The organism is Neolewinella persica DSM 23188, from assembly GCF_000373105.1.
In the GTDB taxonomy this organism is placed as follows: domain Bacteria; phylum Bacteroidota; class Bacteroidia; order Chitinophagales; family Saprospiraceae; genus Neolewinella; species Neolewinella persica.
In genome coordinates, this window is the sequence record NZ_KB890414.1 from 243,945 (window position 1) to 266,955 (window position 23,011).

Genomic DNA, 23,011 nt, shown 5'->3' on the forward strand with positions numbered 1-23,011 from the left:
GCTCCGGGGAAAGGTTTATTCGCGAACGATGGTGAGAGCGCCACGTTGCTGCTTAGGTTCACCCTGTAAATTGGTGAAATCAAAAATGTAGTAGTACGGGCCTTCGGGTAGTACGGTCCCGTCATTAGTTCGACCTTCAAAACAGTTCGTACCGCTATCATCACTGCTACAATCGTAGTCGGCTACTCTGTAGACCAACTGACCGTAGCGGTTAAATACCTGCATGGTGTTATTGATGGCTTCATCGTTGTTGGAACAGAACAGAATGAACTTCTCATTGAGTCCGTCTCCATTAGGGGTGATGACTTCTCGTGCACTAAGGCAAGGGAAACGACGGTCAAGTACCGTGGCTATCATGGTTACCGTCTGGCACTCATTATCATCAGTTACCTGGATAGTGTACTCACCGGGACACAGGCCTTCAGCTAGCGGGTTATCCCCTTGATTAGGCAATTGCGGCCAGGTAAAGCGATAATTACCACTACCACCCAGCGGTAGAATCTGGACACTGCCATTACATCCTTCCGTTGCGTCAATGGCATCAAAAGTGATGGCCAGATCTTCCGGAGCTGTAAGTGTAAAAGACTCGCCGGTTGTACAGTTATTGGCATCAGTAACCGTAACGCCGTAGGTTCCACTACTCAGCCCGGATATTCGTGGAGTCGTGGCACCGTTTGACCAGAGGAACCTGTAGTCGGCAACGCCCCCGGTGGGGTTTATCGCAAGACTACCATCATTGACGTTACTACAACTAATTTGCGTAACTGATGATTCCAGTACGATTGCGGGAGGAGCGGTAACCTCAATCGTTTCGGATATTTCACAGTTCCCTTCATCAAGGACGGTAACGGTGTAAATGCCGGCTGCGGCATTCTCCAGTACACTATCAACCCCAACCATTTGGCCTTCGAAGATAAATTCATACATGAAGTTCCCCTGACCACTGATTACGATCTCGATACGACCATCCGCGGCTCCGCCACAACTGACACCAAATCCGTTGAAGTTTGAGGTAACAGTTGTCGTAACGCTAAAGCCGGCAGAAATGCCAACAGTGTAATTACGGATCAGCATAGCACCGGAAGCATCTACTACGGTCAGCGTATAGCCGCCAGTGGTAACTCCTCCTGCTACGTCGTCTGGAGACAAGTCCTCTTGTGTAGAAATTTCGTCCGGGGACCCTGTACGGGTCCAGGAGAAAGAATACGGCATTACACCACCGGTAATAGTAACATTGATAGCACCTTCGGTACCGTCAGCGCAGGCCACGTCGGTAATACCGACAACTTCTTCATCAATCCGGCTCACTTCGATCGGTTCAGTGATCAACATACAGCCGTTTTCGTCGGTAATCGTACCGGTGTACATACCTGCACAAAGTTGGCTGATGGTCGCACCAGTAACACTGTTACCCCAGGCAACAGTATAAGGGGAAGTTCCTCCTTCGATGTCGAGACTGATCATACCGGAGCAATCCATATCTTCCGTATCGGAGGTTACCGATGAGGTAAAGGACAATGGCTCTGGACCGTCTACTGTAACCATCGTACTTAGCATTGCGCCCTGGTCGTCAGTAAGGTTGACGGTGTAGGTCCCCGGAGGAACGCTGACTTCGATGCTGTTATCATCGTCGGTGTACATAAAGGGCAGCTCCGGAATACTTACCAGAATTGGGGCTACACCATTGGTCATGGTCAAACGAATGATACCATCCTCCGAATCAGCACAGGATGCATCGAGGGAGACTAAACCGGTAATTGTGGCCGCAGCCGCACCTACGGTAAAGCACCGCATCCTTTCACACAAGCTGGCATCGGTTACCGTCACGCAGTATTGTCCGGCATCAAGCTCTGATCTGTTTTGGGTTGTTGGTCCGTCAGCCCATTCAAAAGTGTAAGGTGAATTCCCGCCGGACGGTACAGTTACAATTGCGCCGTTACTACCCATGGTAGCGTTAGTTACGTCACCCGCTATTACGATCTCCGTTGGCTCTTCTACCGTAATTGTCTGGACAACCTGATCGGCACCACTCGTCACGGTAACGGTGTAATCTCCAGGAGCAAGGCCATCAATATCCTGGAATTCGCTGATGGTCATATTCCCGTCGCTCCATAGATAGTCGTATCCACCTGTTCCGCCAATGACGGTCAGGTCAATCGAGCCATTGTCCTCTCCTGAACATCCCGAATCTACGTCGGTATCCAGAATGGCCAGGGCACGGATGATGGCAAAACATTGAATATCGCTACAGTTTCTGTTATCGATGACGGTCAGGCAGTAGGTACCTGCTACGCTTGGATCTATATCTTCCTGATCGGACGTAAAGCTTTCAGGTCCGGACCAGGAATATTGATAAGGCATGCGGCCACCGGTAACGGTTGCGTCAATACGACCGGGGCTGTCAGTTATGTTCGTCAGTTGCCCCCTGATATTCACCACTGCGGGTTCCCCTACGGTGATGTTGTCAAGCGAACGTACACACCCATTATCATCGGTTACGGTAACGCCGTAAGATCCGCCGGGAAGCAATGTCTGCGTAGGCGCGCCGTCGGGCAGGTTTCCACTCCAGTCAAACAGGTACGGTCCGGTATCGCCCACCGTTGCGATGGTGATCTGGCCGTCTGACTCTCCAAAGCAAGAAACCCCGCTAACCATGTCCACTACGATATCGAAAGGACCGGGATCTACAACGTCAAAACAATCGGAGGTGGATTGGCTCGTAGCCGGGTTGGTTATTGTCACGCAATAGGTGCCCGGGGCAAGGTTGCTTGCCGTTGCATTAGTAGATACATTAGGAGACCATTCGTAAGTAAGGTTGTTTCCGCCGCTCACTGTCAGCGCGATGGAACCGTCGGTGCCGTTGCTACAATCAGGGTCGTCGATATTGGCAGAAACAATGACCGGTGCCGGCGTACAGTTCACGCAGCCGTTGATCAATTCCGCCTCAATGGTACCATCCGTATTTTCAAATTCTATCGCCGTAGGTGAATCTCCGAAAGTGACCAGCGTCGGGTCGGTAGAAAGCACCCTGAAGCAGATAGAGTACAGTGCCGTTCCGTCCTCTACGGTATTAGGGTTAAGTGCAGGATCGAACCAAAGTACCCGAAGAATTCCGGGCAAAGCATTGTTCACCGAGATGTTCCTGAAGCTACTGATGTTGCTATTCGGCTCCATCCGCAGATACTCCAACTTAGTAGGATCATAATTGATGGTGTACTGGAAGGAAACCATGTCCATAGCCTGGAAGGCAATGATGGGCAAGCAGATTTCGTCATCCACCACAGCCTGCGTTGAACCGACCTGGAAGGTCAGCTCATCTGCCATAGGAGCATTAGGGTTGATGCTACCGCCATCGGGTACGACTCCGACGGGTTGATTATTCGCGTTTCGCGCCAGGATAGCAATCGGAGAATTAGAGAAATTCAGTGGCGTGACCGCAAAACGATCTACGGTAAAACAAAGGCTAACCATGGTTGCGCCATCAGCGATGGTTCGGCCGGCAGGGCCGGGGGAGTTCCATTCGAACCTAATCTGTCCGGCAGCAGGTGCCGTAAAGTTCGCCGCAGTGATACTGGTCAGGCGAAAGTTTGTTGCTCTGGTGAAAGTAACCTTAGTAGCGTCGTACGCAATGGAGAAACTGAGGTCAGTCAGTGAAGTAAAGTCCGTTACTTTCAGGTCAACGCAAACCTCTGTTCCTAAAGCACCGTCTCTGCTGCCCAAGTCGAGCACCAGGTTATCCGGTGAACCTCCACCGCCACAAGTGACGTCATTATTAACACTTCCAGCGACGAGATCAACGGGTGTGATGGCGGTGTTAGTGGGATCTGCAGCTCTTGGGTTAGAAATAGTTACCGGGGTGCGGCAAGCCTCGAGCACCGTGAAGCAGGCGGAGAGAATACTTGCTCCGTCCGGTACATCGTTCGAGCCCAGGTTCGGATCAAACCAAACCACCCGTAAGATACCGGGGTCAGGGTTCGACACTTGTAAGTTGGACAGCTCACCGGTACCGGTTGCGCTTACGAATGCCAGCTTGGTTGCATCGTAGTCGATGGTAAATTGTAGGCCAGCGAAATTCCTCAGGTTAAAGACCGTCACATCGAGGCATACTTCAGCATCTAAAGCTGCAGTCTCATTACTGACCACCATTGTAAAGTTCTCGTAGGGTTCAATACCTCCCGTATTGATGGTGCCGGGATCGGTGCTAACGGTCAGGTTAGTACCGCCACCATTGGTTGCCGATACGTTGGTGATCGTCACATCGGTCTCATCGCCAGTCAACACGTTGAAGCAGACGGTAAAAAATTGTTCTCCATTTGCGAGCGACTGAGGAGTCGCCGGCGTATAGTTAACCGTAACGGTAGAAGCAGTCGTCATGAAGTTACCAGCACCAAACCCTGCCAGAGCAGAGTTAGCCGTCACCGAAGCAAGGGCAATAACGCTGTTATCAAAGTTTACCGTAAGGCTGATGTTTCCAATATTGGTAAAGTCGGTTACTCTCACCGGTACACACACTTGCTGCCCGATCTGGGCAGTACCATCGCTGACGTTCAGTACTAGCGTATTCGTTGGGCACGTATTCGGACAACTGCCACCACAATCGATACCCGTTTCGTCACCGTTCATGATACCGTCATCACATGTAGCACAAGGGCTACAGTCCGGGCCGCCACAATCGATGCCGGTTTCGTCGCCGTTCATGATGCCGTCGGTACAGGATTCACAAGCGTCACAATCCGGGCCACCACAATCGATGCCGGTTTCATTACCGTTTTGGATGCCATCATTACAAGTAGGGCCAGCCGTACATCCGTTGACCATACCATCATTTTCCACGGGACCGATAACCATTCCGGTAGTATTCGTAACCCGTAGGCGATCTGCATCAAGGATGGTGGTAGCGGTGGTTTCATTGGTAAAGCAGATCGTGGCGAAGACTTCACCGTCGTCGAGCGAGATGGGGCTGTCGGCTGAACGGAAAAAGACCAGGCGGACTTCACCGTCTGCAAATTCGTTTACTTGTAGGCCACCACCAGCTGATGGGTGCGCCGTGAAGCTGGCGTAGTTTAGGTTGGCAGCAGGGTACTTAAGGTCCATTTGCAGCCCCGTTACGTTGGTAAACATGCTTACCGTCAAGTCTACACAGGCCTGAGCACCTACGGCAATGTTGCAAGCTTCTCCGACACATAGATTGAGGAAATCCGAGCCCTCACCACAAGTACTGACACAAGCGGCACAATCCGGACCACCACAATCGATCCCGGTTTCGTTGCCGTTCATAATACCGTCGGAGCAAGTTGAACACGGCGCACAGTCTGGGCCACCACAATCAATACTGGTTTCGTTGCCGTTCATGATTCCGTCCGAACAGGTAGGTGTATTTCCACAGTTCTGATTAACGCCTCCCGGATTACCGGTGCCGGGGATCCGGCTGCCCGTCGAATTAAAGAAGCGCAGGGTATTGGCCTCATCTCGGAAGGTAAGCGGTGTGGGTACTGCTGCTTGTACGGTGAAACAGATTTCAAAGGCCATTTCATCGCCAGGGAAGCTTATGCCCGTAAGGTCGGGGTCGTTCCAGATCAGGTTAACCGTTCCGTCTGAAGGGCTACCAACAGTTGCACCTGATTGCAAGGCAGCGGCCGCAGTAAAGCGGGTGTATTCCAGGTTCCCCGGCAGGTAAGAGAGGGAGAATTGAAAGCCAAACAAGTTGTCAAAGTTACCGACGAAAACGGGCACACAAACCTCTGCACCTGCGTCCTCGCATACACTTCCAATACACACTTCCGGGTCCGTAGTATTGTCGCCACAATCACCCGTATTACAAGGCATACAGTTAGAGCCGCCACAATCTACACCTTCTTCATCACCATTTTGGATACCATCGCTACAGGTTGGCGGACAAGCCGCACAACTACCGCCACAATCAACACCGGTTTCATTGCCGTTCTGGATACCATCATTACAGGTAGGGTTGACCATACAACCGTTAACCATGCCATCGTTGGCGATTGGCCCGATTAAAGGATTGCCATCTGCTCCGGTTGCGCGTAATCGATCCGCATCGAGCATTGTTATGCCAGCGGTTTCGTTAGTGAAACAGACCGTTGCGAAAACGGCGTTGCTGGGCAGGGTTGTGGGCATATCAGCCCCCAGAAACAGGACGAAGCGTAATTCGCCGTCAGCGAATTCATTAATCTGCAGGGCATCTCCAAGCGCGGCGTTTGCCGTGAAGTTTAAAAAATCAAGGTTTGCAGCGGGATACTTTAGGTCCATCTGCAAGCCGGTAATGCCCGTGAAATTCGTTACCGTCAAATCGACACAAACCTGAGCACCGGCGGCAATATCACAAGCCTCACCGACACATAAATTGAAGACGGAGGAGCCCTCCCCACAAGAATCGTTAGTAGGGCAGGCCGGGCAATCCGGTCCACCACAATCAACGCCGGTTTCATCGCCATTCATCATACCATCATCACAGGTGGGCTCGGCGCATGCCGTACAGCTGCCACCACAATCGACACCAGTTTCGTCGCCGTTCCGGATACCGTCGTCACACGTTGGCGTCGTACAGTCATTAACCGTACCGTCATTAGCGATTGGCCCAACCACCATACCGCCCGTATTTGTAACCCTGAGGCCATCAGCGTTTATGAGTGTCGACCCGGCAGTTTCATTAGTAAAACACAGCGTAGCAAATACGTCACCATCTGCTAAGGTCTCCGGACTATCGGCGCCGCGGAAGAAGATGATACGGACTTCTCCGTCGGCAAATTCATTAATCTGCAATGCGTCGGCTAACGCACTATTAGGTGTGAACCCTGCGAATTCCAAATTAGCCGAAGGGTAAAGAATGTTCAATTGAACGGCCGTAATATTGGTGAAATTTGCCACCGTCAGGTCTACACAGGCCTGGGCACCAACGGCAATATTACAGACGTCGCTCACGCATAAATTAAATGCAGAGGAGCCTTCTCCACAAATAGCCGCAATACATGGAGCGCAGCTACCACCGCAATCGATTCCGGTTTCGGTGCCGTTTTGGATGCCATCGCTACAAGTTGGGGTAGGACAGGCAGCACAATCAGGGCCACCACAATCTACGCCAGTTTCATTCCCGTTTTGGATGCCATCACTACAGCTTGGCACAGCACAATCATTGACTGAGCCATCATTTTCCACGGGGCCTACTACCATTCCGGAAGTATTAGTCACCCGAAGGCGGTCAGCATCTAAGGTAGTTGCCGAAAGCGTTTCGTTCGTAAAGCAGATAGTGGTAAACACTTCATTATCATCCAGGGTTACCGGGCTATCGGCCGACCGGAAAAAAACGAGGCGGACCTCTCCGTCCGCAAATTCATTCACCTGCAAGCCGCCGCCGAGGAGTGCATTAGGCGTAAAGTTGGCATAGTTAAGATTTGCAGCAGGATACTTTAGGTCCATCTGCAAACCCGTAACGTCGGTGAAATTAGCCACCGTCAATTCTACACACGCCTGCGCACCGATAGCGATGTCACAAACGTCGCTAACACATAGGTTTAAGAAGGAAGATCCCTCACCACAGTTCACCGCCATGCATGGAGCACAATTGGTACCACCACAATCCACACCTGTTTCATCACCGTTCTGGATGCCGTCGGAGCAGGTAGGCGGAGTAACACAAGGCGTACAGCTACCACCACAATCAACACCGGTTTCATTACCGTTCATAATACCATCATCACAGGTTGGGCAGGCAGCACAGTCCGGGCCACCGCAATCAACACCGGTCTCATTACCGTTCATGATGCCATCTGAGCAGGTAGGCGGATTAACGCAAGCCGTACAACTGCCACCGCAGTCGACACCAGTTTCATCACCGTTCATAATACCATCGTCACAGGTTGGGCAAACGGGACAATCAGGGCCACCACAGTCGATCCCCGTTTCGTTGCCATTCATAATGCCATCCATACAGTTTGCCATCCCGACACTTCCGCCATTAATGGTACCGTTGGTTACATCTACATCTGCTAGTTCGAAGATTTCCTGATCTTCGTTGGTGAATTCCAAGGGTATGGGGACGTCACCAATTGTAAGCGTCGTCTCGACGTCTTGTACAATCATAAAACAGAGTTGGCCAATAACAAATGGGCCAGCATCTGTATACCCCGTAGAACTAAAAGGGCTGTAACTCAGCCGCAGTTCATTGGGGCGATCAGCCCGAAAGCCGATAGATACATTAGTGCCATTGATGCTGGCACTACCTGAAACGTAGCGAATGTTCAACGTATCGAACGTGACACTGAATTGCATACCGGTGATGCCAACGAAGTTAGCTCCAACGATATCGACGCATACTGTTTCACCTACGTTGCCGTCAACATTGGTTAGCCCAATAGAAATGTTTTGCCCATTCAGACTATTAGCCAGGCAAAACAGCAGCCCACCGAGCAGCAGGGTGTAGAAATTTCTCATTTAAATGTCAGTTTCGGGATTAAGATAAAAGGGACAGTCGCCTTATGGAGCGAAGAAAAAACACACTTAACGGATATTGCTGGTTAGTACCACCTTACGATGGAGCCGTTCTCGATCCGTGACCAGTCTAATAATATAGGCCCCCGTGGCGGGGAAGTCAGCTGCTGAGAGCTGATTAGTTTGTTCTCCGGGAGTAAGGTTTACCACACGCTGTTTAATCAGCCGGCCTTTCAGGTCAAGTAATTCAAGGGAGGCTTTACCCCCATAGTCAAGCCGGGTGGTAATTCGAACGAATTCGCGAAAAGGATTAGGGGCAACCTGAAAGCGGGGATCTTCTGAGAAAGAAGGAACGCTGTTTGGAGATTCACAGGTAACGATACCAGGCATTTGCTGACAAGCCAGCCGCACGTTGACATTGTTTTGCGCGCTGAAGCGAAGTGGAAGGTCACCGAATCCGATCTCCGTAGTTAGCGGATTCATACTAAGTGGGCTAAACTCCAGCGTGAACAGAATGGTACTATCTGGCAAATCAAACCCTTCCAGGCTTGGATCAACCAACAAAAAGCCGATGCGGCCACTGTCAAGCTGAGTCTGGTTGAAGTTCTCGGCCAGAGATCCATCAAAGACTACGTTGCTTACTCCAGTGAAAGCCAGCATTGATTCGTCCCAGTATATTGACAATTGTACGCCGACGACATCAGAAATGTTGACTGCCCGTACATTGACGGAAATGTCATCACCGGCAGTAACCATGAGGTCCTCAACAAAAAAAGTGGTCTCCTGGGCACGCAGCGGGAGGAGGGCCAACAACAGGGCCACTATCCCCATTGTACGGGGAAGTAAGTTTGGTATGTTCATCGATTCGGGATTATAAAACTTGGCACGGCCCGCCAGCCGCCACCTTTCGCAACGCTAAGGTAGCCATTTTCAAGCACCTAGCGTCATATCGGGGTCAACAAGATTCCTAAAGCTTTATCACCAGCATTTTCCGGGCGGCGGAGCGCAGGTGCAGGGGAATGGTAGGAAGCAATTATTTTTCGGTACGAAGGGGCTTCCGCCCCTAGCTGAAAATTATTGTCTCCTTGCTTCAATTGACGTAAAAAGCCCCGGCAAAATGAATTCACCGGGGCTTTTCAGGAAATTATACGCTTCACGAAGTGGTTTCGGAAACCCTGTGGCGCTGAGTGCCTGCAAACGTTGTGGCTCTCAAGTCAACTGTATCCTAAACCCTTGTGATTTGAGTATATTAGTCTCCTTCGTTACTGTACCATCATTTTTCGGGTAGCCGTAAAGTCTTTCGCCGTGAGCGTGTACGTCAGTATTCCGCTGGCACCAAGCTGCTTACGATTCAAGGTTAATGCATTCTCTCCGGCAACGGCAACAATGTTTTGCTCCAGAATCACCCGGCCGCTGATGTCGCGAACAGAAAGTGTTGTATTACCTGCCTGCTCGAGGGTAAAGCGAATGACGGTGGTTTCTGCAACCGGGTTAGGCGTGTTCTGCTCCAGTACGTTCATTACCGGAGTTGCTTCCGTATGGGTAAAGCGAATACCGACACCTGCCAGCCCGTTGCTCTGAGTATAGCCCTCGGCAATGATTACATCGTCAGTAATCTCCAGGGCATCGCTCAGGCGAACATCAGCAATGGCCTCTATCCGCAGTGTAACTACTGGCACAGATTGATTGAGCCCACTGGCTGCGTTGAAACTGAAAGGCAAAAGACCGCGCGCGGCAAAACCCGTGTTGAGGTTACCGGAAGTAAGCTGACCGTAGTCAACGTCTATCAAGCGTACACCGGAGCTCAGCGAGAACGTTCCCTGCAATCCTTCCAGGTCAGCAGCGGCTGCTGCATCGATAGTTACTTCGTAAGTATTTCCTGCAACCATGTTAAGGTCACTGGTCTCCAGCATTACCTTGCCGCTACGTGGGCGACCGCCGCCATCATTGGTGAAACCGCTTGGGGCGTTGCCACTAACGTCACCGATCATGATGGCGATAAAGTCAGCATTACGGACGCTGCCGTTGAGGTTGTTGATGTTGATGACCTCAGGGAAATTCGTTGCCCAGGGGTTAGCGTTAACCGGGAAGACGAAATCTGATTCAACAAATCGCCAGGCAGAATTATTCCGGTAAGCATCGTCGAAGCCAAGTAGTAATCGACGGATAGCAATGATATCCTGCACGGATACATCTTCGTCTCCGTTAGCATCTGCAGCTAAGCGCTGGAAAGGAGATTGAAAATCTTCCAGCCCGAGGATGAAACGGGTGATTAATACCAAATCAAAGGTAGAAACACCCTGGCTGTGGGTAACGTAGGTCTCCAGAGTCGGGTCGACCGTATAGTCATCACCACCCGGCAAATCAACAAAATCGTAGCGGCCTGAAGCGTCCGTTGTGGTACCTTCGGAACCATCCGGGCCGGTAAGCTCCATGGCTACACCTTGTACTGCATCACCCCTTACCGTCGAAATAGCGCCGGACAGGTTACCCGTATTTTCACTGACACAGGCGTTATCGGCCCGTTGCACCAGAATCAATACGGTACAATATTCGTTCAGTCCGGTTGGATCGAAAGCGTAGATGCGAACAGGAACAGTTGCGTCATCATCACAATTGAAGATAATGCCTGTATCGAAAGGGCTAGGCGTAAACCCAGCTGCACCGGCATCGATCTCCTTGTATATGGAGAACCTTACATCTCCGGAGCAATCCTGAACGTCACTGGCAAGGCCATCAGTAGCCCAGTAGGTTGCCTGCCCGGTTCCGTCACCATTCGGAGACAGGGTCACCGTTGTTTGCATAATACAGATCGGCGATGGCGCCAGTCCGTCTTCCACACAGAATTCGATGACTTTTACTTCAACGTTACCACAGTTGTCTGCACCCCGGACCCGCACAGCGTGCTGGCCAACGGGAATGTTACTCATGGAGATAACGTAATTACCTTCCGCATCACTGGTCACCTCCGCAGGAAGCAAAAAGCGCGTTCGGCTGAAGCCCTGAAGTTCAACAAAGTCAACGTCAAGCTCTACTCTGGCTTCAAGCTGCTCCTGAATGGTGCAGTTATCGGTCAGTTCAAACCCAATTTCAACAGTGCCCGTACAGTTAGCGTTCAGGGCAGCAAAGCATTCCGTCGGATTGTCTGCTACTATCTGTGGTGCAACCTCATCGTGAATCTTCACGAACTGGTAGTAACGGAAGGCACCCCGGCTATTATCAGTACCGTAAGGCTCCGTATCTATAACACCATTCTGGTCGTTGGTAGAACCGGTATCATCTCCATTATCAAGTTCAAGTGCGAAGTTGTTATTACCAAAGAAGGCATCGCCATCAAGGTAAGCGCGGTCATCGTCAATAGAAGAAGGGCTGAAGGGCTCAACGTAGAGGAAGGTACGCTCACGCAGATTATTGTCTCCGTCGTAGTCACGACGTATTTGGTAAGGCTCACCGATCGTATTGTATTCACACCAGTTAACGATGTTGTGCTCGATCCGGATCTTGTAACATTCGTCAGCATCGCTGGTAAATGTATCCCGCTCCATTTGAGTGGTAATAAGGTCACAACCGTTCTCGGTCACTTCCACATCTGAGATGTTTGGCGACTGCATACAGAAAGCGCTGGCATCTCCCGGAAGAATGATGACATAGTTATGCAGAGCAGACACCTCGATGGACTGAGTGCAGGATCTGCTGTTCGTAAACCCGGCGGCATCCATTGCGGTAAACACGCGGGTAAAGCTACCCACACCACAACTGTTTACACTGCCGGAGATGGTCTGAGTAATAGATACATCACAGTTGTCCGATCCCGTAGCGACACCGAAGGTGGCGTCAAGCAGCGCATCGGAAGCGTCAGTGATGTCATTGGGTAGGCCAAAGGCATCGTAGTCGACACAACTTACTTTAAGGTTGCCCGGGGCAACGCAGGTAGGAGGTGTCTTGTCTTCTACCAAAACGCTCATCCAACAGTAGTTCTCGAACCCAGCGTCATCAGTAACTTTCAGGCCAATCAGTACATTTCCAACATCTTCACAAGTGAGTACAACCTGTGGGCCGTAAGCGGCACCGGGGAGTAGTTCATACGTTCCGTTAGCCAGAAGACGCACGCGTGCGATTTCCAGACCAACGGTAGGAGAGCAGTCGTCATAACTGCCAGCATCAATCATTCCGGGCGTCAGTACTGCAACTCCTGGAGCAGCTGATGGGTCAGGAGAAACGCTGCTGGTGATGCTAACGTTTAATCCGTCTTCGCACAGAGCAACTGGAGGCGTTCCATCTGAAATGCTGATGTCAACATCCGTATCATCGAAGTTGCCACATTCATCAGAATAAGTATACCGGACAATGTGGTTACCAACGGGTAACAAGCCAGAAATCTCGGCGGAGGCATTGTTCAGGTCAACGTCATAGCTTCCAAGTGGAGCAGAATTCAGGTTACCGTTCAGGTAAATATTAGCGCTAAGAGAAAGCACTTCGGAACAAGCGTCCGTGAGAGAAATAGAAGACAGGTCAAGGCGGATGTAGGCACCACACAGGTTGCCTGCATTCGTAGTGTACTGCAAAACGCCAGTAGGAGCCGTAAATACTGGTGCGGTGAAGTCACCAATCTTAACGACTTGTTGAAAGGTGCGGACATCATCCGTGTTACACCAATCGATTACGGTGTAGTTGCGAACAATTTTGTAAGCCCGGTCACAGGTTACAATTCTAGGCAGGTCAGTAAAGGTTATACCGAGGCCGCAGAAGCTCCCGCCGGCTCCGATAGTAAGCGGTATTCTGGTTCCGTCAGGGCCAGGAAGGAAAGGTAGATCTTGTGGACGAGGAGCAGGAACATCTCCGAAGACAAGGCCGAGGGCTTCAAGTTCTCCACATTCAATCAGGACTACCTCGGGGATATTATCGTTATTCAGGTCGTCGAGAGACGGACGGGTAAAGACGATCTCATAGCTGGTTACAGCGGCTTCGTTTGTTTCTCCTCCGGCACTAACACAGCTGCCATCTGTAGCGGTAAAGGTCCGCGTCAGAATTACATCCTCACAATCCGGGTTCTCGGCATCGCGGGTAATGATATCATTTACACAGATCTCAATGAATTCGGAGCAATTGTCCGATGCTCCGGGTAGGCCACCACCAGCCAGCAGGCGAAGTTGCAGGGCCGGATCGAGCGTTGCGGCAACAATGGTATTCGTTTGGGTATTGACCGTATAACAACGGCTAACCGTATTGGGCAGTACGTTCAGGTTATAATTCCCGACTTGATCACAATACAGTGGGCCGACCGGTGCAACGGGCGTACTTGTGAAAAACGGAGCTGTTTTGTCTTCGGCGTTCACGACACCCCATCCGGTAGTAAAACCTACTACGAGATCAGGGTTGGCAGTTACACGGAAGTTATAAGAGCCACAGCCGTCAATGACGGGGCCGTTGGCTTCATTACCATCCTCAACAACAATGTTGAAGGCATTGAGAACAAAGTCTCCGTTTCCGTCAACATCAAAGTCTCCGGTTAAAATTTCTTCGGGGATTACCAGGGCCTGGCAGCCATCGTTCAGGGTTATGTTAATACTGGCAATAATAGCCAGATTGACCGTGTCCGTCTGAGCACGCGCACCAAACGATAGGAGAACAGCTATCCCAAACACTAAATAGCGTAGGACTAATTTCATAAGATTACGATTCTTGAGATTACAAAAGCAAAAAAACAGTTACCCGTTCTTAGTTTAAATTCAACTGTTTTAGGTCAGCAGAAAAATTTATCTATCGGTTTTTGACCAGGTAACAATGCTAACAAAGGTAATAAGTAGATCATAAATAGTCGAACATTTAACGTTGCAGTACGTATTTGCCATTCTATTCTTTGATTAAGGCCCGTAAAACAGGTATGACTTCCGACTCTATCCAGGGGTTTTTCCGGAGGAAAACCTGGTTACGTGGGCTCGGGTGCGGCAACGGGAAAAACTCGGGTAAGTACGCCTCATAATTTCGCACGGTTTCCGTTAGCGTCCGCTTGCAATTCTTCCCCAGATATTCCGCCTGAGCGTAGCTTCCGATAAGCAACTTGAGCTTCAGATTCGGCATAAGCGCCAGCAGTTTTTCCTGCCACAACGGCGCGCATTCGGGCCTCGGTGGTAAGTCACCACCTTTTCCTTTCCCCGGGTAACAAAAGCCCATGGGTAGAATGGCAAATTTCCTAACGTCAAAAAACGTTGCATCATCAACACCAAGCCACTCACGCAAACGCCGACCGCTGGGGTCATCCCAGGGAATTCCGGATTGATGGGCCAACCGACCGGGTGCCTGACTAATGAGGACTACCCTAGACTCCGGGTGAACGCGAAAGATCGGTTTTGGGCCTAGCGGAAGGTCGCCGGCGCAGACCGCACAGGCTGCGGCCTCCCGTAAAGCAGGATGGTCGTACAATTCGTAGGTAGAAGACATTTGGTAAACTAGTGAATCCGCAGCAGACCGACATAGGCTTTGCTCCTGAAACCGGCTCTTTGTACCAGCGCCCGCGCCAAAAAATGCCGGTTACCAACACTTTCTGTGTGCTGATAACCGGCATTAAAATATCCGAAAAATCTTATTGCTTAACGAAGCGAATGATTTCCGTCCCCCGGTCATTAGCCACCCTCACCAGGTAAACACCTCGTTTCAAATCGGCCAGGCCAGCCCTGTCAGCACCTGGAGTCACTTGTTTCAGCAACCGTCCGTTGGCATCGTGCAGGCTAATTCGGTCCGCAGTTGAAAAAGTACCGCCAAACCGAATTTCCGTAGCCGCCGGATTAGGGAAAACCAGAAATTCATCCGTGGTAAATGCCGCCATCACTGGTCCGTGCAACGAGAAATTACCCGTAAAATCAAGTTGGCGCAAGCGGTAAAAGTTATCACCATTCAGCGGGTTATCATCAGAAAACTTATAGTTGTTTTCCGTGCCTCTACCCGCAAAAACGGTACCGATCGACTGCCATTCGCGGTTAAATGACCTGCGCTCTACCACAAAGTGATCATTATCGATTTCATTCGCCGTAGACCAGGTTAAGAGCACCTCTTTTTCGTCAGCAACTGCGCTAAAAGAAAGTAGCTCAACCGGCAAGCCGACCTCGTTAGCGATGTTCTCTCCACACGGAGAACTCATCGCACCAGTAGCAGACACCGTGGTGTGACTCTGGTATCCTCCCGCCAGATTTCCGTCGGGGCTGAGGGCCAAAGACTCCCCCACCGGAGCATCAGTAAAGGTCATTTGTGCAACGATGTTTCCAGCGGCATCCCTTACGGCGACACCGTCAGTTCCAGAATTATTCAGGCCAATAAAGAATTCGTTAGCATCTACTACATAGCATCCATATGGAGTCGACAACCCGGCAGGTGGAATATCCGCAATGATCAAAATTCCTTCCCCCGGCGCTAAAACGGTACCGGCTTCGAAAGTGTGAAAAATCCTGGCGAACTCTTCCACCGTATATCCAGAAATGTCGAGATCGCTGGTACCGTTGTTGTACAACTCTACAAACTCATCGTCGCTGTTGATAGAACCGTCCTGATTAACATCAAGACCGCCCGTGGGATTAGCTAATACTTCGTTGATAACCAGGTCAGATGGCGCGCACAATGCTGCCGGCACGGAAAACGGAATGACGATGGCATCCATACCGGTGCAGGAACCACCGCCGATGGTAATGGTATACGAGCCACCTTCAACTAAGCCACCAAACGCGACCTCTCCATCTTCTATCGTGCCGGGATCACCGGAGACAACAATGGGGAAGCCCGGGCTGCCGGTGATTGACGCCGTCGCGCCAGACTCCACGCCGAGATAATCCAGCGTTCCAAAGACCTGATCAGTTCCGCCCGAAGTAAAGGTTAAACAGCCCAGGCGCAGCATACTGATGTCTGAAGAAAGGTCGCAAACGGAAACGCAGGTATTGGTAGCCACGGCCCCGGTTACGGAGTAAGCACAATCGCCTCCGTCGCTGAAAGTAACTTCATAGCTGGTGCCTTCCAACAAATCAACGCTGCTGATGTCGATGGTACCGCCAGAAGTAATGGTCGGGTCGTCTCCGTTATTTGTGAAGCTGCTGGCAGCCACACCATCCACCAGAAGCGCGAGGGTGCCGCCGGCGTCAACTCCGACATAGTCAATAGTGAGGGTATATTCGTCATCAGTTCCGTTAGTAAAGGCCGCACAGGTTTCGGTGGCGGTGGGCCCGAAGGAGGAGACCCCGCAGGGCTGATTTGGGTTATCTGAAGTGACAACGAAGTTATCGAAGCCCGCAGATTGATCACCGTTCAATTCTATTCCAAGGATGAGCGAGGCGGTAGTCGTGCCATCAGGAATGATTACATCGACCGTACCAGACCCAATTTGTGGCCCGCCGCTGGCGCCAATGAGGTGTACCTCTGTCTGTGGCACCCCATTAAGGACCAGGGTATAAAATACTTCGTCTCCACCATTAAAGTTGGCCACATCGTAATCGAAGGAGAAAAGTAGATTGGTGGCCGCTCCGGGGATGGTGACGGGGCCGAAGGTTACGCTCCCACGACCGGGCGTCCCGTTCATGTTGCCGCCCTCTGAATCGTCCAGGTCATTAACGAAAAGAAAATCTCCCTGAATAGCTCCACTGGTGATGAGTGCTACCCGAGAGGGAAAAGCAGCATCAGTATCGGCTGGTATGCCATCGGTATCGTCGGCATTTGCGTTATGAATACCCCAAAAGCCCTGGGCGCCATTACTAAAGAAGGGCACATCGGTGGAGATCAACATTTCGGTGGTTGTTCCGTCGAAGTCCATTACTTCGATGACGGTTTGGGCGCGGACGCTGGTGCAAAATAAGGTTAAGAGCAAAGTAGCATAAACGCAAACATTAAAGTAACGGTGCAACATAGTAGTATACTTGAATTAACGGAAGTAGGTTATTGCCAGCCGGGGCTGGTTTAAGATTTAGTACAAAGTTATTGACGTCAATGTTAAGCGAGGGTAACGTTTTTAGCTGAAAATCAGCGGATAAGACTAATTCTTCGTCGTAATGCACCTTCTTTAGCCTTCTACGACCTGTTAAGTGGCCGGAATCCTCCACGGAATTCACCTATCTTCGCCCTCCGATATGATTTTCCAGATTCGCGATAACGAACGAAAAATTTTCGAAGTCATCAGTAAAGCTGCTGCTGAACTCGACTTCCCTACCTATGTGGTGGGTGGTTACGTTCGTGACCGGCTACTGGCCCGGCCAAGCAAAGATCTGGACATCGTATGCGTCGGTAGCGGTATTGAACTGGCGCAACGGGTCGGCAACAGCCTGCACCCCCGCAGCAGGGTTACCGTGTATAAGCGTTTCGGGACTGCCGCGTTGAAGCACCAGGGCATGGAGATCGAATTTGTCGGCGCCCGCAAGGAAAGTTACCGTTCCGACAGCCGCAAGCCTACCGTCGAATCAGGTACCCTGGCTGACGATCAGAACCGGCGGGACTTCACCATCAACGCCCTCGCCATTAGCCTCAACGAGCAGGACTATGGTACCATCATCGATCCGTTCAACGGATTGGAGGACCTGGAGGCCAAGCGCCTCGTTACTCCACTGGAACCCGGCAAGACCTTTAGTGACGACCCGCTGCGCATGATGCGCGGCATACGGTTTGCCACCCAATTAGGTTTTCAGCTGGATCCCGCAACGGTTACGGCCATCCGGGAACATCGGGAACGGCTCAAGATTATCAGCTGGGAACGTATTGCAACCGAGATGCACAAGATTTTGCTTTCTCCGGTGCCGAGTGTAGGCTTCCGCCTGATGAACGATACGGGCTTGCTGGATTATGTATTGCCCGAGCTCGCCGCGCTGCGCGGCGTTGAGGCCCGCAATGGGCGTAAGCATAAAGACAACTTCTTCCATACCATTAAGGTAGTCGACAACTTAGCCGAACGCAGTCCGGACCTCTGGCTCCGCTGGGCGGCCCTGTTGCACGACATCGGCAAAGCCAAAACCAAACGCTGGGAAGCTACCGCAGGCTGGACCTTCCACGCCCATGATGCCGTAGGGGCCAATATGGTCCCCCGCATCTTCCGCAGGCTTCGCCTTCCCAACGATAAACTGAAGTACGTTCAGAAACTCGTAGCCCTCCACCAACGACCGATTTCTCTAACTCAGGAAGAAATCTCGGATTCTGCCATCCGCCGTATCCTCTTCGAAGCCGGTGAGGACATCGACGACCTGATGACCCTTTGCGCCAGCGACATCACCAGCAGAAACCCTCAAAAAGTGATGCGGTACCGAGAGAATTATGTCTTACTCCGGGACCGCATGACCGAAATTGAGGAGAAAGACCACCTCAAAAACTGGCAACCCCCCATCACCGGTGAGATAATAATGGAAACCTTTAACATCAAGCCCAGCCGACAGGTGGGCCTGATCAAGGACGCCGTACGGGAAGCTATCCTGGATGGTGACATCCCTAATGAATTGGAAGCAGCCACCAGAAAAATGATGGAAGTAGCAGCATCTTTAGGCCTGGTTCCTGGTGGCGAAGAAGAATAACTGATTTCGGGTTATTTCGAAAATTTTAACACCCCTCCCACCCCACACCCCATCACAATGGGGTGTTCCCCCCCTCCCCCCCTGCGTTATCTTTGTATCACTGACGGAAGTGGTGCAACATTTCCAGTCAGCGTTTTTCCAAAAAGCGTGTTTAATTTTCAGGGTAGCGGATTGTTGGTTTTTCGCCCCCTGCTGAAAGTTTTTTTATTTTGGCGCTCTAGCGCTCTAGATTCCAGTTATTACAAAGTAGTTAGAAAGCTACAATATAAGGTCTCCGACGGTGCAACGTTGGGACCTTTTTTTTTGGCCTCAGGAGAAGGCAATACTGTCTTCTCCCCTTACCCCCAAACCGTAAAGGTTTGGGACACAGTTGACTTGAGAGCAGCATCGTTTGCAAGCGCTCAGCGCCACGGGATTACCCAAACCACTTCGTGTGAGCAAATTTCTTTTAAAGCTCCTTCATCTTTAGCATTACACCCACCCCCAGAACTATCCGGGCGCCCAAAAGACAATTTTCACCAAAATCATCCTCCACAGACTACGAACCCCGGACTAAACGTATCTAAAGGCATACCACCCGACATGGCCCATTCCGGCCACTACCCTACCTTTGTCGTATGCCCCTGAAAAACTATCTTTTACTTCTCTTTTTATTTCTCCTTAATGGATTATCTGCCCAAGCGGATAGCCTCGGTGAATGGCGGACCCTACAATCCTACCGTTTCGGCACTTACGTAACTGAGAGTGAGCACTCGATCATCTATACCACCGGAAAGGCGATCTTTTACCTCGACAAAGATGACCTTAGCATTAGTCGACTTGCGCGGGAAGACGGACTCGCCGAAGCTCGCGTCCGGCTAATCCGCTACCATAAGCCCACTGAGACATTAATCATCGTTTACGAAAATAGTGTGATTGATCTACTGCGCGACGGTCGTTTTTCGACCTTAAGACAGATCGATAATTTTAGCTTCAGCGGCGACAAACAGATTTACGACCTATTCTTTGGCGATAACAACACTGTTTACCTGGCCGCCGGGTACGGTGTCTCGGCACTGAGTCTCGATGATGAGACTTTTTTATTCACCACTTTCACCGGGGTAAAAGTTGAAGGGACTGCCATCCACAACGGCTTTTTGTACGCCGCAACGGAAGAAGGGCTTTACCGCGCCCGTCGGGAAGGCGTCAACTTAAACGATTTTGGCAACTGGAACCTGCTGGGAGTAGCTTTTAGCCTCCCGGGAGACTACACCAGTACGGCCATCAACGTTTATAAAGACGAACTGTACTTCGGTGTTGATAAAGATGTTTACCGCCTACAGGCAGATACCGCCGCCTTATTCTTCGACACTAATGACGATCGCCCCTGGCGCTTGCAGTACCTGAGCGTCGGTCCCAAATGGTTACTGGCCGGCTATCGCTGTACTGACGATGATTGCAGCAGTCGCCAACTGATGTTCCTCAATGAGGAAGGAGACCAACGAAGGGTTTTCTCCCAATGCATCATCCAAACCAACTATGCAATTGAAGACGACCGTGGCCGCATCTGGTTCGGGGAAGATCAATCGACGCCCCGAATCCGTTATTTCGAAGACGACCAGGATCGGGAATGTAACGAAATTGAATACAGCGGTCCGCTGACCGACGACAATAACCGGTTGCTTCATGATGGAACCTCGCTTTGGGTCGCCCCAAGTGTACTGAATGAAAATTTTGGTGCCAGTTTCAATTTTGGTGGTGCCTATCGATACCGGGACAGCGAATGGGATTTCTTTAACCTTGCCACCTCTGAAGTGTTTTTGGGCCGGGACGGTGCCATAGGAGGTGACGACGATGTTGCGGCAATTGTGGACGTCCATTACAACCCGGTCACCAAGCGTCATTGGTTCAGCTCAGCCTTTGAAGGAGCAGTTTCTTTTGATGCGGAAACCGGCACGGGAGAACTCTTTGACGAGTCGAACAGTAGCCTCCGCCTCAGCCCCAACGCCGGCCCCGGCCGGGTCCGGGTCATGGGAGCAGTTTCGGATGAAAACGGCTTTACCTATTTGGCCAACGGGTTGGCCTCCGATAATAACTTCATCAGCGTCCAGAGCCCGGACGGAGAATGGGCCGCCATCGGAGGCGACTGTGGTCAAAATACAGCTGTACTGATCGAGATCGACCCGGAAGGCTACCTCTGGACGGCCCACTCCACCAATGCTGGTAACGGACTGACCGTAATCGACCCCATGGGTACACCTCTGGACCCAAGTGACGACCGCTGCCGCGTAATCACCGCCAACAACAGCGTCCTCCCCTCCAACAACGTCCGCAGTATCGCCGTAGACCTCGACGGTAACGTTTGGGTAGGCACCAGCCAGGGCATTGCGCTGTTCGAATGCCGGAGTGATGTTTTTAATACAGAATCATGCCCGGGCCGCCTACCGGTAGTTGAGGCGAACGACTTTGGCGGCTTTCTGCTGGAAACGGAAGAGATCCGGTCCATAACCGTCGACGGCGGCAACCGTAAATGGATCGGGACTAACGGCGGGGCTTACTTGCTTTCCCCCGACGGCGAAGAACAGTTGCTTTTCTTCGACCAGGGGAACAGCCCGTTACTCGACAACATCGTCCGGGACATTGCCATACACCCAACGCTTGGCACTGTCTATTTTGGGACTGAGTTAGGCATCATCAGTTACCGGGCCGAGGCGACTACTGCAGGAAGGACGTTCAAAAAAGATCTGGTGATTTTCCCAAACCCCGTGGAACCGGGCTACGACGGCCCCATCGCCATTAACGGCCTGGCGCGCGATGCGCGCATAAAAGTTACTGACCTGTCCGGCAAACTTGTGGCTGAGGGCACCGCCATCGGCGGGCAGTTTGTCTGGTCCGGTACCGACTACAACGGCCGGCGGGTGACCAGCGGAGTGTACCTGGTCTTTGCTTCCAGTAAGCCAGGAATTGGAGTGATTGATGCGGAGAGCGCGGTGGGTAAGATTGTATTTATCCGTTAAAATGGTTCCACCCCTGCGCCTTTACATCATGAATGTTCCCTCCCACAGTGTGCAGCTTCACCCCATCTTCCTTGGCAACAATCTCACCTGAGATATAAAGATCCGGCAGGAAGCGGACTTTGTCCACGTCCTTCGGGTCAATGGTAAAGAGGAGTTCGTAGTCTTCACCACCGGAGAGGGCACAGGTGATGGGATCGAGGTTAAATTCGAGGGCCTGTAACTGTGCTTCCTGCTTGATGGGCACGTTCCCTTCTTCGATGATGGCGCCAACGCCGCTGGCCTTGCAGATGTGCATGATCTCGCTGGCCAGACCGTCGGAAATATCGATCATGGAAGTAGGAACGATGCCGTTTTTGGCGAAGAGGTCGACCATGTCCGTCCGGGCTTCGGGACGAAGAATGGCGGCGTAGAGATCCTTGTTTTCGGGTTTCATTTCCGGCTGCATGTCCGGGTTAGCCAGGTATACCTGCTTTTCCCGTTCCAGGAGTTGCAGGCCGAGGTAGGCACTGCCCAGGTGGCCGGTAATACAGATCAGGTCGCCGACTTTTGCCCCGGAGCGGCGGGTGATCCGCCCGGCCGGCGCACGGCCAATGGCCGTAACGGAGATGTACAGCCCCTTATTCGAACTTGTTGTGTCTCCACCCACCAGGTCAACACCATAATTTTCGCAGGCGGCGTAGACACCGGCGTAAAATTCGTCCAAAGCCTCTACACTGAACCGGTTACTGATCGCCAGACTGATCGTAATTTGCTGGGGCCGGGCGTTCATTGCACAAATGTCGGACACATTAACCGCTACCGCTTTATACCCCAGGTGTTTCAGCGGCGTGTAGGCAAAATCGAAGTGAATGCCTTCTACCAGCATATCGGTGCTGACCACCAACTGCTCGTCGCCGCCGGTTTCAATAATGGCCGCATCGTCTCCAACGCCAAGCACCGTGGAGGGTTGACGATTTTTAAACGTGCGGGTAAGGTGCTCAATTAGGCCGAATTCGCCGAGGCTATTTACATCCGTTCTGGTAGACATAGGTATTGGTC

Annotated in this window: 8 protein-coding genes; 2 read left to right on the forward strand and 6 right to left on the reverse strand. The window is 51.5% G+C overall.

The window, feature by feature from the left end:
* Nucleotides 1–15: 15 nt before the first annotated feature.
* The 5 genes from B036_RS0102595 to B036_RS31545 all read right to left on the reverse strand — a co-directional run bounded on the left by B036_RS0102595 (nt 16) and on the right by B036_RS31545 (nt 17,332).
* Nucleotides 16–8,451, reverse strand: a complete 8,436-nt coding sequence (locus tag B036_RS0102595; protein WP_026231607.1) for a cohesin domain-containing protein — start codon at nt 8,449–8,451, stop codon at nt 16–18.
* Nucleotides 8,452–8,517: 66 nt separating this feature from the next.
* A complete protein-coding gene (locus B036_RS0102600) occupies nt 8,518–9,309 on the reverse strand; it encodes a T9SS type A sorting domain-containing protein (RefSeq protein ID WP_083926109.1) in 792 nt (263 codons plus the stop codon).
* A 401-nt stretch (nt 9,310–9,710) separates the two neighbouring features.
* Nucleotides 9,711–14,117 carry a T9SS type A sorting domain-containing protein gene (locus tag B036_RS0102605; protein WP_020567128.1) on the reverse strand — a complete coding sequence of 1,469 codons (4,407 nt, stop codon included), beginning with the start codon at nt 14,115–14,117 and terminating at the stop codon, nt 9,711–9,713.
* A 184-nt stretch (nt 14,118–14,301) separates the two neighbouring features.
* Complete coding sequence (locus tag B036_RS0102610; RefSeq protein WP_020567129.1) at nt 14,302–14,889, reverse strand: uracil-DNA glycosylase family protein; 588 nt, start codon at nt 14,887–14,889, stop codon at nt 14,302–14,304.
* 142 nt (nt 14,890–15,031) lie between these two features.
* Nucleotides 15,032–17,332 carry a lamin tail domain-containing protein gene (locus B036_RS31545; protein WP_020567130.1) on the reverse strand — a complete coding sequence of 767 codons (2,301 nt, stop codon included), beginning with the start codon at nt 17,330–17,332 and terminating at the stop codon, nt 15,032–15,034.
* Nucleotides 17,333–17,552: 220 nt separating this feature from the next.
* Here B036_RS31545 and B036_RS0102620 point away from each other — a divergent pair, with 220 nt between their 5' ends.
* Nucleotides 17,553–18,977, forward strand: a complete 1,425-nt coding sequence (locus B036_RS0102620) for a CCA tRNA nucleotidyltransferase (protein ID WP_020567131.1) — start codon at nt 17,553–17,555, stop codon at nt 18,975–18,977.
* Between the two features lie 617 nt (nt 18,978–19,594).
* A complete protein-coding gene (porZ, locus tag B036_RS0102625; protein ID WP_020567132.1) occupies nt 19,595–21,973 on the forward strand; it encodes a type IX secretion system anionic LPS delivery protein PorZ in 2,379 nt (792 codons plus the stop codon).
* Here the strand turns inward: porZ and thiL are convergent.
* Entirely contained in the window at nt 21,963–23,000 is a 1,038-nt protein-coding gene (thiL, locus tag B036_RS0102630; protein ID WP_020567133.1) for a thiamine-phosphate kinase, read from the reverse strand. The two genes, porZ and thiL, sit on opposite strands and share 11 nt — an antisense overlap.
* Between the last annotated feature and the right edge of the window lie 11 nt (nt 23,001–23,011).

Bases quoted from the DNA above. Each gene is read 5' to 3' on its own strand.
- thiL (WP_020567133.1), bottom strand. From the start codon at position 23,000: ATGTCTACCAGAACGGATGTAAATAGCCTCGGCGAATTCGGCCTAATT.
- B036_RS0102600 (WP_083926109.1), bottom strand. From the start codon at position 9,309: ATGAACATACCAAACTTACTTCCCCGTACAATGGGGATAGTGGCCCTG.
- B036_RS0102610 (WP_020567129.1), bottom strand. From the start codon at position 14,889: ATGTCTTCTACCTACGAATTGTACGACCATCCTGCTTTACGGGAGGCC.
- B036_RS0102595 (WP_026231607.1), bottom strand. From the start codon at position 8,451: ATGAGAAATTTCTACACCCTGCTGCTCGGTGGGCTGCTGTTTTGCCTG.
- porZ (WP_020567132.1), top strand. From the start codon at position 19,595: ATGCCCCTGAAAAACTATCTTTTACTTCTCTTTTTATTTCTCCTTAAT.
- B036_RS0102605 (WP_020567128.1), bottom strand. From the start codon at position 14,117: ATGAAATTAGTCCTACGCTATTTAGTGTTTGGGATAGCTGTTCTCCTA.
- B036_RS0102620 (WP_020567131.1), top strand. From the start codon at position 17,553: ATGATTTTCCAGATTCGCGATAACGAACGAAAAATTTTCGAAGTCATC.
- B036_RS31545 (WP_020567130.1), bottom strand. From the start codon at position 17,332: ATGTTGCACCGTTACTTTAATGTTTGCGTTTATGCTACTTTGCTCTTA.